Annotated in this window: 15 protein-coding genes and 1 pseudogene; 3 read left to right on the top strand and 13 right to left on the bottom strand. The window is 68.2% G+C overall.

All coding sequences use genetic code 11. The features are described 5' to 3' along the window. Positions 1-9 precede the first annotated feature (9 nt). The 3 genes from ACIRRA_RS11325 to ACIRRA_RS11315 form a co-directional block, all read right to left on the bottom strand. Entirely contained in the window at positions 10-426 is a 417-nt protein-coding gene (locus ACIRRA_RS11325; RefSeq protein ID WP_402766241.1) for a hypothetical protein, read from the bottom strand. A 228-nt stretch (positions 427-654) separates the two neighbouring features. Further along, positions 655-792, bottom strand: coding sequence for a 50S ribosomal protein bL37 (locus ACIRRA_RS11320; RefSeq protein ID WP_402766238.1), 138 nt, complete (start codon positions 790-792; stop codon positions 655-657). Further along, positions 762-1,580 carry an SDR family NAD(P)-dependent oxidoreductase gene (locus tag ACIRRA_RS11315; RefSeq protein WP_402766235.1) on the bottom strand — a complete coding sequence of 273 codons (819 nt, stop codon included), beginning with the start codon at positions 1,578-1,580 and terminating at the stop codon, positions 762-764. The genes ACIRRA_RS11320 and ACIRRA_RS11315 overlap by 31 nt, the downstream gene beginning before the upstream one ends. A gap of 739 nt (positions 1,581-2,319) precedes the next feature. Between ACIRRA_RS11315 and ACIRRA_RS11310 the strand changes: the two genes are divergently transcribed. After that, complete coding sequence (locus tag ACIRRA_RS11310; RefSeq protein WP_402766233.1) at positions 2,320-2,877, top strand: RNA polymerase sigma factor; 558 nt, start codon at positions 2,320-2,322, stop codon at positions 2,875-2,877. Between the two features lie 276 nt (positions 2,878-3,153). Here the strand turns inward: ACIRRA_RS11310 and ACIRRA_RS11305 are convergent, their stop codons facing one another. The 5 genes from ACIRRA_RS11305 to ACIRRA_RS11285 form a co-directional block, all read right to left on the bottom strand. Further along, positions 3,154-3,306 (bottom strand): hypothetical protein, encoded by a 153-nt coding sequence (locus ACIRRA_RS11305; protein WP_402766231.1) that lies wholly within the window; start codon positions 3,304-3,306, stop codon positions 3,154-3,156. A gap of 75 nt (positions 3,307-3,381) precedes the next feature. Continuing rightward, positions 3,382-4,188 (bottom strand): MBL fold metallo-hydrolase, encoded by an 807-nt coding sequence (locus ACIRRA_RS11300; RefSeq protein ID WP_402766228.1) that lies wholly within the window; start codon positions 4,186-4,188, stop codon positions 3,382-3,384. After that, positions 4,185-5,774: a zinc-binding dehydrogenase gene (locus ACIRRA_RS11295; RefSeq protein ID WP_402766226.1), complete on the bottom strand. Its 1,590-nt coding sequence runs from the start codon at positions 5,772-5,774 to the stop codon at positions 4,185-4,187. Before ACIRRA_RS11295 ends, ACIRRA_RS11300 begins: the two co-directional genes overlap by 4 nt. Before the next feature lie 41 nt (positions 5,775-5,815). Further along, positions 5,816-6,376 (bottom strand): ester cyclase, encoded by a 561-nt coding sequence (locus tag ACIRRA_RS11290; protein WP_402766223.1) that lies wholly within the window; start codon positions 6,374-6,376, stop codon positions 5,816-5,818. Positions 6,377-6,389: 13 nt separating this feature from the next. Then, positions 6,390-7,499 carry a hypothetical protein gene (locus ACIRRA_RS11285; RefSeq protein WP_402766220.1) on the bottom strand — a complete coding sequence of 370 codons (1,110 nt, stop codon included), beginning with the start codon at positions 7,497-7,499 and terminating at the stop codon, positions 6,390-6,392. A 95-nt stretch (positions 7,500-7,594) separates the two neighbouring features. On the opposite strand from ACIRRA_RS11285, the gene ACIRRA_RS11280 reads away from it, so the two are divergent. Further along, complete coding sequence (locus ACIRRA_RS11280) at positions 7,595-8,290, top strand: TetR/AcrR family transcriptional regulator (protein ID WP_402766218.1); 696 nt, start codon at positions 7,595-7,597, stop codon at positions 8,288-8,290. Positions 8,291-8,309: 19 nt separating this feature from the next. Here ACIRRA_RS11280 and ACIRRA_RS11275 read toward each other — a convergent pair whose 3' ends face one another. From ACIRRA_RS11275 to ACIRRA_RS11255, 5 genes and pseudogenes are all read right to left on the bottom strand, one after another. Further along, positions 8,310-9,728, bottom strand: a complete 1,419-nt coding sequence (locus ACIRRA_RS11275; RefSeq protein ID WP_402766215.1) for a phytoene desaturase family protein — start codon at positions 9,726-9,728, stop codon at positions 8,310-8,312. Then, positions 9,725-10,126, bottom strand: a pseudogene (locus ACIRRA_RS11270) (DUF3556 domain-containing protein); the annotation flags it as partial. The pseudogene ACIRRA_RS11270 and the gene ACIRRA_RS11275, both read right to left, overlap by 4 nt. Next, a complete protein-coding gene (locus ACIRRA_RS11265) occupies positions 10,108-10,635 on the bottom strand; it encodes a DUF4822 domain-containing protein (protein WP_402766212.1) in 528 nt (175 codons plus the stop codon). The pseudogene ACIRRA_RS11270 and the gene ACIRRA_RS11265, both read right to left, overlap by 19 nt. A gap of 14 nt (positions 10,636-10,649) precedes the next feature. Then, positions 10,650-10,778, bottom strand: a complete 129-nt coding sequence (locus ACIRRA_RS11260) for a hypothetical protein (protein WP_402766209.1) — start codon at positions 10,776-10,778, stop codon at positions 10,650-10,652. A gap of 44 nt (positions 10,779-10,822) precedes the next feature. Beyond that, the gene (locus ACIRRA_RS11255) at positions 10,823-11,641 is read right to left on the bottom strand and encodes an SDR family oxidoreductase (RefSeq protein WP_402766206.1); all 819 of its coding nucleotides are present in this window, start codon (positions 11,639-11,641) and stop codon (positions 10,823-10,825) included. Positions 11,642-11,706: 65 nt separating this feature from the next. On the opposite strand from ACIRRA_RS11255, the gene ACIRRA_RS11250 reads away from it, so the two are divergent. Continuing rightward, the gene (locus ACIRRA_RS11250; protein WP_402766203.1) at positions 11,707-12,021 is read left to right on the top strand and encodes a lipase family protein; all 315 of its coding nucleotides are present in this window, start codon (positions 11,707-11,709) and stop codon (positions 12,019-12,021) included. Positions 12,022-12,057 lie beyond the last annotated feature (36 nt).

The following is a 12,057-nucleotide window of genomic DNA, read 5'->3' as shown; positions in this document are numbered from 1 at the left end:
GTGCCAGGGTCAGGCTCGAGACGTCGCGGCAAGCCCGCTCGCCCTGGTGCGGCGCAAGCTCAGCACTCGGCCGGCGGCTCTTTCCAGGACCGAGCGATGCGCTGTATGTCGGTCACCACCATGAGGGGTGCTTCCTGCCTCAACGTTGGACAGCGCTTGCGCGACCGCTTCGCCGCGGTCGGTCAGTCGGAGCGGCCCGGGAATCGTCAGGGGCTCGTCCCAACTGCCGTGGTCATCGGTGGCGAGGAGTCCATGCGCCGCGATCAGACGGAGAGCAGACTCCAGATCCGGACCCTGTGCCGGTACGAATCTCATCAGAAGCGCAGTATTGCAACCGGACTCGGACAACAGATCGAGGATCTCGACGACGTGGCAATGGGTTGCCAGCTCGTCCAGCAGCACCGAGTCATCGTGATCGCCGGCCATTCGAACCATCTCCTCGCCGCCCGGAAGAAACTCCGGACGGGAGATGGAAGATATGCGCGGCCGAGCTGCGGCAACAGCTGCTTTGACGCACCCTTGGCGCTGTCGACCTGCTTCTTTGCAAGATCTATACGACCTGATGACGAAGCCGCCGCGGCCCTTTCGGGTTCGCGGCGGCTCCGGTCCTCGGCGCAACCATGACATGCCGGTGCCGGCTGCGCCGGAGGTCGGTCAGCGCTGGCCGGGCTTGTGGCCGTGATTCGCCTTCTTCTTGCGGCGGGCGCGCTTCTTACTGGCTCGTTTGGACACGTATTCCTCCCGGAGGATCACTGACTGGGTCAGGCGGTGTGCGTGAGCTGGTTGCTCCATGCGGCGAGCCGGGTGCGGGCACGCGAATTACGCACCAGCGCGGCAGCTTTCGCGGGCTCCGCGCCCTCGTAGTAGCCGCCGTTCATGACCGGCGTGCTGGGTGTGGCCAGCTGCACCAGTAGGGCTGCGGCGCTGTCGAGGGGTGCGATGCGGTGGCTGCGCAGGCGCGGCACATCGATCTCGAAGTCGGCCGGATGCACGCTGACCGAGGTCAGTCCGTCCGGCCCGGTTTCGGCCAGCGAGCGGCTGAACATGGTCAGCGCCAACTTCGACTGCGTGTAGATGGCGAATGGGGTGTAGATGCCGCGGTTGCGGTCCAGATCCGAGTAGTCGATGTTCCCGGCGGCGTGCAGCTTCGACGTGACAGCGACGACCCGTCCCCGTGCTGCTTCGAGCGCGGGAATCAGCGCCATGGTCAGGCGGTGCGGCGCGAGATAGTTGACCTGGAACGTCATTTCGTACCCGTCCTCGGTGTGAGTGCGCGCATCGGGAGCCGCGATGGACGCGACATTGATCAGCGCGTCCAGACGAGCGCACTCCGCGGCCAGGGTGCGGCCGAGTTCGTCGACCTCGGCCAAGCGGGTGAAGTCGGCCTGCACCATGCGCACCTGGCCGGGCTCGGCCGTGCCCTGCAGGCGCTGCATCGTCTCGTCGGCATGGTTCTTGTCCAGAATGTGCGCGATGACGGTATCGCCATCGGCGATCACCCGCTGCGCCGTCGCGAAACCGAGGCGCGTATCGGCCCCGGTCACGAGGACGGTACGGGCGCTGGACAGGGTTGCGGACATAGCTCTCCGATCAATGAGGGGGTGGCCCGCGTCGAGGCGCGGGAGCACACGAGAGGTTCGCGATGACATTCGCGGGAAGGTGTGGAACGTCGCACTGACATTGGCGACACCGCGGCGCGAATACGCTGCGCGGCAAGGGATATAGCGACAGGCTAGACCGGACTCGGCGGCTCGTCCTCACTCTGGAAGCCGAAGAGCTCCAAAGCGGACGGCATGCGCTCGACTCGGTGCCGGGCAACGTCGACAGCGACGCGCAGGGCGCGACGAGGGCCGACGATTGCAGTCACAACAGGGATATCACCCCATCGAGCAACCCCGGGCAAGACCTCCGAGCCCGGTTTGACGGATCTTTGACACGCCCCGGGCCGGAAGGCCGATAGCCCGCCATGACAGGTCGGGTCTGCCCACTCACGCCCGCCCGCGACCATGTGGTGCTGTTGTGGGTCTTGGCCGCGGTCGCCGCGAGCAGCGTCCTATGCGGGATTCGGGTGGTGTTCGACGCCGCGGGCCTCGAAAGTTGTTGTCGCGGCCCGGCGGGCGAATCGGCGTCTCGACGCGGACCGGTCGAATCGGGTGGGTGGTGAATCCTTTTCGCGGTTGGTTGCTCTTATGGGCGTGCGGGCATCGAGGTCGGCACGCGGAGAAAGGGTTCTCATGACCGTAGTCGTCGTCGCCGTGGTTGTTGCGGCTGTGTCGGTGTGTAGTTGCGTGCTGTTCCTGCGTAATCGGAAGCGGTCGCGTGGGTAGGGGCGTGCCGTCCTCGTGGCCTGCGGCGGACATCGTGGTCGCGGCCCAGGGCGGAGATGAGGCGTCGATCGCGGCGTTGGTTTCCGGTGCGCATCCGCACGTGCGGCGGTTCGCGTATTCGCTGTGTGCGAGCAGCCAGGATGCTGAGGACGCGGCGCAGGAGGCGATGATCGTGCTGTATCGCAAGATCGGAACTCTGCGGGCCACGGGTGCGCTGGCCTCCTGGATGTTTCGGATCGTGCGGAACGAATGCTTGCGGCGAGTCGCGGACATGGCCCGCCGCTCAGAAGCGAGTGCCGAGGCGTGCACCGCCTCGGCCGAGGACGACGTGCTGGCCCGGCTGGAGATCGAGCGGGTGGCCGCGGCCATCGCATCCTTGCCCGCCGATCAGCGCCGGGTACTGATCATGCGTGACGTTCAGGGTCTGCCGGGAAGTGTGGTGGCCGAATCGGTCGGGCTGAGCACTGCGGCGATGAAATCCCGGCTGCACCGTGCCCGCACCACCGTGCGCTCCGAGCTGGATTCCTGGAACGAGGCGGCAGCGGAATGACCAGTCGACTCACCTCGGGCGAACGGTCTTTCGCCAGCAAGTCCGTCCCCGCCCATCTGGGGCGAGGAGTAATCGGATTCGGGCTGCTCGCCGGATCGATCGCACTGGCACCGGTTTTCGGCGTACTCAGCCTGCTACTGCTGCCGATCGGTGTCCTGGCCCTGCGCGGCTGTCCCATGTGCTGGGCGATCGGCCTGATACAGACGATCTCACGAGGGCGCCTGCAACGCTCCTGCACCGACGACGCCTGCCAGCTGACCCGTGCCGAGGGAAGCGTCAGGCGCGGGCCACGCGCACCGGCACGGTGATCGCGGCCGCGACCACGATCGCGCCGGCGGCGATGAGAGCCGTTGCCGCCCAGCCGAACCAGCTCACCGCGGCCGCGCCGAACGCGGTGCCCGCACTACCGCCGACGACGTACACCGGCACCCGTGCGGCTGGCGAGAATCGGACATCACCGTCAGGCCGGCAGCGGCGTGACGGCGGTGGGTCAGCGCATTCCTTTTACTCCATGTCGGTGTCGATCTGCTGGGCACGGCGCAGCAGGAAAGGATCGTGGGCATTGATCAGCAGCAGGTCGGGGGCCTGCTCGGTCCACAGCTCAGCGAGGCGTTCGTGGTTGGCGCGAACTGCGTTCATGTCGTGCGCAACAAAGCGTTCCATCGCGGTCAGGGCCCGTGGCACCGGGCCGAGGCCGTCGATCTGGCCGTGGTGGTAGAAGGAGTCGCCGGCGTGGAAGATCCATCGTTCGCCGATGTCGACGGCGATGGCGGCGTGGCCGCGGGTGTGGCCGGGCAGGCTGATCATGACAAGGCCGGGGGTGATCTCGGTGAGTTCCTCGGCGGCGGCGAACCCGTACCAGGGATCGCCGCCGCCAGGGGTGTGACAGACCAACGTCGGGTGGTGGTCGCGGTGGGTGGGCAGGTAGCGGGCCTTTTCGAGGAAACCTGCCGGTCGCCGGGCCGCGTTCGCTTCATCGGCGGTGAGATGAACTCTGGCCCAAGGGAAGTCGGCGAGCCCGCCGGTGTGGTCGGCGTCGAAGTGGGTCAGCACGATATCGCGGACATCACGCGGGTCGAAGCCGAGACGTTCGAGTTGCCGAATGGCGGACTCGTTCGCGTCGAACCTGGGGCGCACGTAGAAACGTCCCGGACCGAATCGGGCCGCGGGGTCGGCGGCATCGCGCAGACCCAGCCCGCTGTCCACCAGCACGAGGCCGGTGCCGGTCTCCAGGAGCAGGACGTGGCACACCAACCCCGCGGGGGTTCGTGGGGGATGCATTGTGCCGCAGTTGAGGTGGTGGACTTTCATCCCAGCGCTTCCAGCATCGCCGTCATCACCGCGGGATCGCCCCCGATGAGGCCCGCGTCGATGGTCTGGATCGGGTTGCTGCCGTCCCAGTTCGCGGCTGCCGTCCGTACCAGGTCGAAGACGAGCATCTTGGTACCGCCGACGTCGGAGATCTCGATGACCGTGCCGGGGTGATGCTCCGTCTCGAGGTAGGCGAATCGGCCGTCGGCACCACCGATGCGGCCTTCCTGCCCGACGGTGAATCCGGCCGTGAGCGCCCGATCGTAGAGCTGCTGGTAGTCGTCGCTCCAGTAGGCGATGTGTTGCACGCCTTCGTGTCCCGCGTCGAGGAAGTCTCGGTACATCGAGGGCGCGTCGTTGACAGGGCTGATCAGCTCGATCTGGATGTCACCGCTGTTGGCGACCGCGACATCCATCACCATCGCCGACGGTTCACCCCGGTAGGTGAAGTCCTCCGGGCGCACACCGCGCAGGAAGAACCACGGACCGATACCGCAGGCGACGAAGTTGCGCATCGATTCCTCGATATCGCGCACCACGTAACCGATTTGGGCGATGCCGCCGAACAGGTTGGCCACCGGGTCGGGGGTCGGCGCCGGTCCGGGGTGCGCGTCGGCGAACGACAGGACGATCTTGCCGGTGGCCGCGTTGTCGCGCAGACGCCGCGCGGCGGCCCGGGCGTCGTCGACCGCGTAGACACCGTCGAGCGTGGGGGTGATCTCCCCGGCGGCGAGCGCGGGCAGGACCCGGTCGGCGAGCGCTGCGACGACATCGGCGAGTTCGGTGCGGGTGCGGATGCTGAAGGTGGTGCCGAGCACTCGCTGACGACGGAAGGCCAGGGTGTCGAGATCGAGTTCGGTGCCCGCACCGGCGAGCCGGCCGATGCTGATGATCGTGCCGCCGACCGCGGTGGCGGCGGGCAGCTGCGCGAAGAGGTTCCCGCCGACGTGGTCGAGGGTGATGGTCGCGCCCTTGCCGTCGGTGGTCGCGAGCACAACCGCTGCCAGGTCCTCGGCGGTGGTGTCGACCACGACGTCGGCGCCCGCGCGCAGCAGGGCAGCCCGTTTGCCCGCGCTGGTCGTGGTGGCGATGACCCGGTCGGCACCGAGGGCCTTGGCGAGCTGGATGCCGATCAGACCGATCGAGCTGGCACCGCCGACGATGAGCACGGTGTCGCCCGGGGTGAAACCCGCCTGGGTGACCAGCGCATCGTGTTCGGTGATGAGGCCGACGGGCAGGGTCGCCGCGGCGTCGAAATCGAGGTGGTCGGGGATCGGCACCACCAGACGGGGATGGCACAGGGCGTAGTCGGCGAAGGCCCCGGTGGTGATGCCCATGACCCGGGTTCCGATGGGCAGGTGCGGCGCGAGCAGGCTGGAAGTCTCGACGACTCCGGCGACTTCCATGCCGGCGACGAAGGGCCCATCGCCCTGCAAATTGGCGGTGTAGCTGCCGTCGAGGGCGTAGAGGTCGGCGCGGTTGAGACCGGCGGCCATGACCTGGATGCGGATGGCGCCCAGCTGCTCGGGCAGCTCGCGGTCCTCGCGGACCCACTCGGTGCCCTTGCCGCCGATGAGTGCACGCATTGTGGTCTTCTCCTTGCGTTCGTTCGAGTCCATGGCGGGAGTCAGTCGCCGAGGTCCGGAGGTGTGGTGTTCAGCAGGCGCGGGTCGGGTTCGCCGCCGGTGGCGATAGCTCCGGCGAGGGCTCGCACGAGGGTGAGCAGGTCGCGGGGTTTGCGTCGGTCCAGCCCGCCCAGCAGTTGTTTGAGGACGGTGAGCTGGTCGAAATAGATCCGCTCGATCACCAGGTGCTCGTGCTCGTCGAACACGAAGTAGGCGGTCATCCTGGTCCGATGGGCCGACCCGGTGGGCGGGATTTTGCCCAGCGGCCCCAAATGGGTTCCCAGCAGCCAGAATTCGACGATCACCGCGTCGTGACTGTGGCGCAGGGCGATGATCTCGTGGTCCTGGTCGGGGAACGCGACGCGGGTGTCGCGGTAGTAGTCGCGGACCTCGGTGTCGCCGTCGTGGACGACCATCGGTGCGATCAGCTCGTAGTGCGGGTGCGGGAACGTCGACAGCGTGGCGTCCCAGTCCTGGGCCACCTCGTCGTGGAAATGATCGAGGACCAGCTGCTCCCGAGCGCGCAGCACGGCCTCGGGCGGCAGGGTGAATCGTGAAGACATGGTTGGTCTCTCCTCAGCACTGAGGGCCATGAGTGAGGTGGCCGTGGTGGAAGGTGGGGTGGGTACCCGGGTTCGTCCACACGCCGGTGAGTTCGCTGGACGGGAAGAACTGCAGGAAGCGTGGGTCGGCTTGGCTGCGGTCGGCCAGCGTCTTCTCGAGGATGATCGAGTTGTACTGGTCGGCGGTGGTTTCCATGGTGTTGGCGTTGAGCACGATCTCCTGTCGCCATTCCCGCGCCCACCGCGCCAGCCCCGGCAATCGGGAGTGCTCCGGGGTGAGCGCCTCGGCCGCGATCACGTTCTCGCTGCTGACCCAGATCCCGGTCGAGGTGTTGACCACCAGGCTCTGATTGCCGAACACGTGCCCGGGAGTCTTGACCACGGCCACCCCGGGCCCGAGGACGACCGAGCCCTCGATGGGCAGGAACGCCTCGGCGGGAACATCCCGGTAGGCGGCGGGCTGGTACCACGGCTGCTGCAGCGGATGCAGCTCGGCCATGCCCGCGAGCTCGTCGCGTTGAACGATGACCTTGGCGTTGGGGAAGATCGCCGCGGGTGTGGTGTCGAGGTCGGTCTGATGGGCGGTGGTCCCGATCCAGCGCCGCAGGTCCTGGGTGTGGAGGTGGTCGAACATCAGATAGTCGACTTCGTCGCACGCGATCCCCAGGCGCGACAGATGGCCCAGCACCGTGCCGTGTTCGGTGACCATGCGCCGCTCGATCACCGCCGGGGTCCGCTGGGAGAGATTGTCGAAATACGGTGTGTAGCGGCCGAGTTCGACGTCGGAGGGCTCGAACAGCAGAGTGCGGGGGCGTCCGTCGGAGTCGTGCCAGCGGATCACGAGCATCCGGTTGGTGATCGACAGGAACGGAGCGATCGCCCGCGAGGCGCGGAACAGGCCGAACCGCGTCGGGTAGGGCAGGGTCACCAGATCGCAGGTGGTGATGCTGTCGGGGGTGCCGGTGCCCGGGAATTCGCGACGAAACGCTCGAGCCTGTTCACGAGCGACCCGCAGCCGCGCGCCCGGACCGCCCTCGACGTGCGCGAGATCGGTGAGAGTGTCGATACGGGTTCCAACGGTCGGTAGATCGACCACATCGGAAGTGCCCCAGGGGAAACGCATTGCCGGACTCCAATATCCACAGCGTGGGTTTTATGCAGTCGTGACGATATACCCACAGTGTGGATTTAATCAAGGGTGTGAGGCAGAATGGCCGCATGACCAGCCCAGCCCCCTCGACGCGCCGGGGACGGCCCCCGAAAGGGTCCGGCCAGCTCACCCGGGCGGGAATCGTCGCAGCGACCCTCACGGTGATCGACGGCGACGGCGTCGACGCTGTCGGGATGCGAGCGGTCGCACGCGTGCTCGGTGTCGATCCGAAGAGCCTGTACAACTACGTGGACGGCAAGGACGGGCTGCTCGATGCGGTGGCCGAGCATCTCCTGGGCTCGATCGAGCTGCCCGCCCGTCGCGGTGATCTCCGTGGCGACCTGCGAGCCATCGCGGAGGCGTTCCGCGATCGCGCTCTGCTGCATCCGGCGGCCGCCGCCCTGGTGCTCACGCGGCAATTGGCATCGGTGGAGGGCCTGGCACCGATCCAAGCCGTTCTGGAAGCACTTCTCGCCGCAGGCTGCGACCCGCGGGAAGCGGTCCATCTGATGCGGACGATGGTGGCCGCCCTCATCGGCACCCTGCTGCGCGAAGTCAATGCCGGCCCCACCTACGGAACCAGCGACATCGCCGGGATCGCAGCACGCCAGGCGACGCTCGAACAGTCGGGATTGCCCGCCGTCGCGGAAGCCGCTCCCCACCTGGCGCGATTCGACAAGCGGGAGGAATTCGACTACACGATCGATCTGGCGCTCGACGCGGTCATCGCCCGCATCGACGGTTCGATGCGGAACCCCCGGTAGTCGGCGAAAGTCGCAGTCCTCACACGGATCCGAGATGGGCCAGAGCCGCCTCGGCGGCGTTGGCGCCGCACATGCCGTGGGCTCCCGGGCCGGGTGGGGTTGCGGCGGAGCAGATGTACATGCCGGGGATTCCGATTGCGTACGGGGACAGGGCGATTCGCGGTCCGAAGACGAGCTGGCGGATGTCCTTGGATCCCGTCATGATGTCGCCGCCCGTGAAGTTCGGGTTGTGGGTGGCGAACTCGGTGGTCGGGTGGACGGTGTGGCCGATGACGCGGTCACGGAAGCCGGGGGCGAACTGCTCGATGCGCCCGATGATCGCCTCGGCGGCATCGCCGGTATAGCCGTGCGGGACATGCGCGTAGGCCCACACGGGGTGGACGTCGCCCACCGAGCGTTGCGGGTCGGCCAGATATTGCTGGCCGACCAGGACGAGCGGTCGCTCGGGCAGCCGACCGGCATGGATCTCGCGCTCCGCGGCGGCGACCTCGGCGAACGGACCGCCCAGATGGACGGTCCCGGCGCGGCGGGCGTCCGGGTTGGTCCAGGGCACACCCTCCGCGACCGCGAAGTCGACCTTGAACGCACCCGGTCCGCGCCGGAATCGCCGGTACGCGTGGGAGATTCGCGATGGCAGCCGGTCGCCGAGGATCTCGGCCACCGATTCCGGGGCCAGATCGAACATGGTGAGGTCGGCCTGCGGCAATTGGGTGGCCGTCTCGATCCGGACGCCGGTCTCGATATTGCCGCCGAGGTCGGCGAGCAGGGCCGCCAGCGCGTCGGCGATGGCCTGCGAGCCGCCGGCCGCCACGGGCCACCCGTAGCGGTGCCCGGCGGTGAGGATGCCCAGGCCGATGGCCGAGGTCATCGGCAGGTGCAGCGGCCGGAAGGCATGCGCCGCAACACCTCCGAACAGCGCCCGCGCCTCCTCGGTCCGGAAGATCCGGGCCAGCGCCGAGGCGGGCAGCGGGGTCGGTGCGCCGAAGCGGGCCAGGGTCAGCGGGTGCCGGGGCACCCGCAGCAGGGGTCGCAGGATGTCCTCGGCCAGGGCGTCGTAGCGGGCGGCGGGCGCGCCGAACAACGAAATCCACCGCTGCCCGTCACGGCCGAGTCCGGCGGCTGTGCGCTCGACCGACCGGTGCAGGACGCCGGCCCGGCCGTCGGCGAGGGGGTGCACGCAGTCGATCTCCGGTGTGCGCCAGGACAATCCGTATCGATCGAGTCCGAGTTCGCGCAGGAACGGCGAGCCCGCGGCCATCGGGTGCACCGCCGAGCAGTGGTCGTGCAGCAGCCCGGGAACGATGGCCTCCACGGTGCGGGTGCCGCCGCCGATCTGCTGGTCGGCCTCCAAGACAGTGACCCGCACACCCGCTCGGGCCAGGGCCACGGCGGCGGCGAGTCCGTTGGGCCCGCCGCCGACGACGGTCGCGGTGGTCATGCCAGCGCTCCGTGACCGTGCTCCTGCTCGGCGCGAATCTCCGCCAGGCCGGGCAGTGCCGGCTGCGGCCGGGTCCAGGTGACCGCGAGCGGGATCGGGCCGCTGGGCAGCCAGGGCTGCTCCGCCACGGCGTCGCGCACGGCCAGGGCATCGAGGTCGGGCAGGTTCTTCAGCAGCACCGAGAACAGGCCGCGGCCCTGGCTGTGCATGGTGCGCCAGGCGACGACCTGCTGCATGGTCACCTCGGCCCACGCGGGCTCGTACCCGAATTCGACGAACTGGTCGACCTGGTTCTTGGCGGAACGCGTCACCCGATCCAGTTTGCCCTCCGCGCCGGGGGCGAAGGCCCACACCGCCGAGGCCCAGTTGCCGGCGCGGATTATTTGGCGGGTTCGGGGTGGGTCGTCGGGGTGTGGATGATGTCGAAGTAGACGGTTTTGTCGTCGGCCGTGGGATAGACGCGATAGGTGAAGTCTTTGTCGTTCAAGGTGACGATGTCGACCACTCGGGTGAATTGTTCTTGGCCCGCATCATTTTTCGCGATGATGGTGCGAGTTCTGCCGTCCGGGGAGACTGACCATTCGCCGTGCATTTTCGGAGTGTCGTCGAGGTTGAACATCGTGAAGGTGCCGTCGGACTTGAAGTAGGCGAAGCCCACGTAGTTTTTGACATTGTCGTCGGTGAGGGGGACCGCGGTGCCGTGGGCGTCGGTCGCGGAGGTGGTCTCCCAGGGCGTGGCGGCCAGCATGGCGGCAGGCGAGCCCGGGGTGACCGCCGCGGATGCCGGGGTGGAGATGGTGGTCGGGATCGGCTCGCTGCTGTTGCTACTGCAAGCGCCGAGCAGACCGACCGCCGCGAGGGCTACGGCAAGAGTCGCGATCTTTTTCGTCATCTCTTTACCTGTCATCGGACTCACTGTAGTTATCCGGCGGCGAGACTCCGCTCAACGAACCGCTGGCGGGCCCGGACCGCCGCGGCGAGGTCGAAGGCGTCGGGCGCGATGAGATGCTGGGCGGCGACGCCGCGCGCCATGCCGGTCAGCGCGCGCATCGCGACCTCCGCGACGCCTGACCGGCCGGGTCGGGTTCGTCGACTCAGTTGCCCTGCGCGGCAACCGAAATCGGCTGCCACTTACGCCAGGTCTGCAAGCGCGATTCGTAGTCCGCGGTGGCGATGGCCAGCGGAATCTCGCCGAGGAAGATGCGCAGCGGGGGCTCGTCGGCGTCGACGACGGCGAGGATGGCCTGCCCGGTGGCGCCGGGGTCACCGCGGCGAACCGACGAACGCTGGGCGGCGCGGGCCGCACGGCCGCCGTCGTAAGCGGGATTGGGGCTGGCGTGCCGCGAGGACGGACCGGCCCAGTCGGTGTCGAAGCCGCCCGGCTCGATGAGGGTCACATGAATCCCGAAGGGCGCGACCTCCTGAGCCAAGGACTGGGACAGGCCCTCGAGTGCCCACTTCGAGGCGTGGTAGGCGCCCAGGTTCTGGAAGGCGGAGATGCCGCCGATGCTGGAGACCTGCAGGATGTGCCCGCTGCCCTGGGCGCGCAGGATGGGCAGCGCGGCCTGCGTCACCCATACCGCGCCGAACACATTGGTCTCCAGCTGATCCCGGAGCTCCTGCTCGGTGAGCTCCTCGATCATGCCGAACTGGCCGTAGCCGGCGTTGTTCACGACAATGTCGAGGCGTCCGAAATGGTCGGCCGCCTGCCGCACGGCGGCGAAGTCGGCCGCGCGGTCGGTTACATCGAGCCGCAGCGCCAGGAAAGTCTGCGGGTACTTGGCGACCAGCTCGTCGAGGGTGCCGAGATCGCGCGCGGTACCCGCGACCCGGTCCCCGCGCTCCAGTGCGGCGAGCGCCCATTCCCGCCCGAAACCCCTTGATACACCGGTAATGAACCACACTTTGCTCATGTTCTCCGACCCTAAACAGCTGGAGTGCACTCCAAGCAAGGGTCCTGGCCGTCCGCCCCGGATATATGTGTGGATTCCGCCACGCGCGCATCCTCCCGCTGTCCTCGACCAACCAGCTGGTCGACACCTACTGCCGGCAGCCCGACGCCCAGGTGACCTACACCCGGGACCGGGCCGCCGAGCACATCCTGGCCGAGGTGACCGGCGGCCCCGCCGCTCTCCTGTGGCTGTTCGACCGACTGAACGGCGTTGCGGCGCAACCGGGTTGCTCCACCACCGACATGCCGTCCATGCTCGGCACCCCCGGCGAGCTGCAGACCCTCGGCGACACCCTGGGCGAGACCCTCGCCTCCTTCTTCGGCAAGCCCATCGGAGCCTGACCGACTCGGGCAATGCAGACCCAGTCCGGATGTAGC

The sequence above is a fragment of the Nocardia sp. NPDC101769 genome (assembly GCF_044766925.1).
GTDB lineage: Bacteria > Actinomycetota > Actinomycetes > Mycobacteriales > Mycobacteriaceae > Nocardia.
The sequence above is the reverse complement of the archived record's forward strand: the minus strand, read 5'-3'. Positions and strand labels throughout refer to the sequence as shown.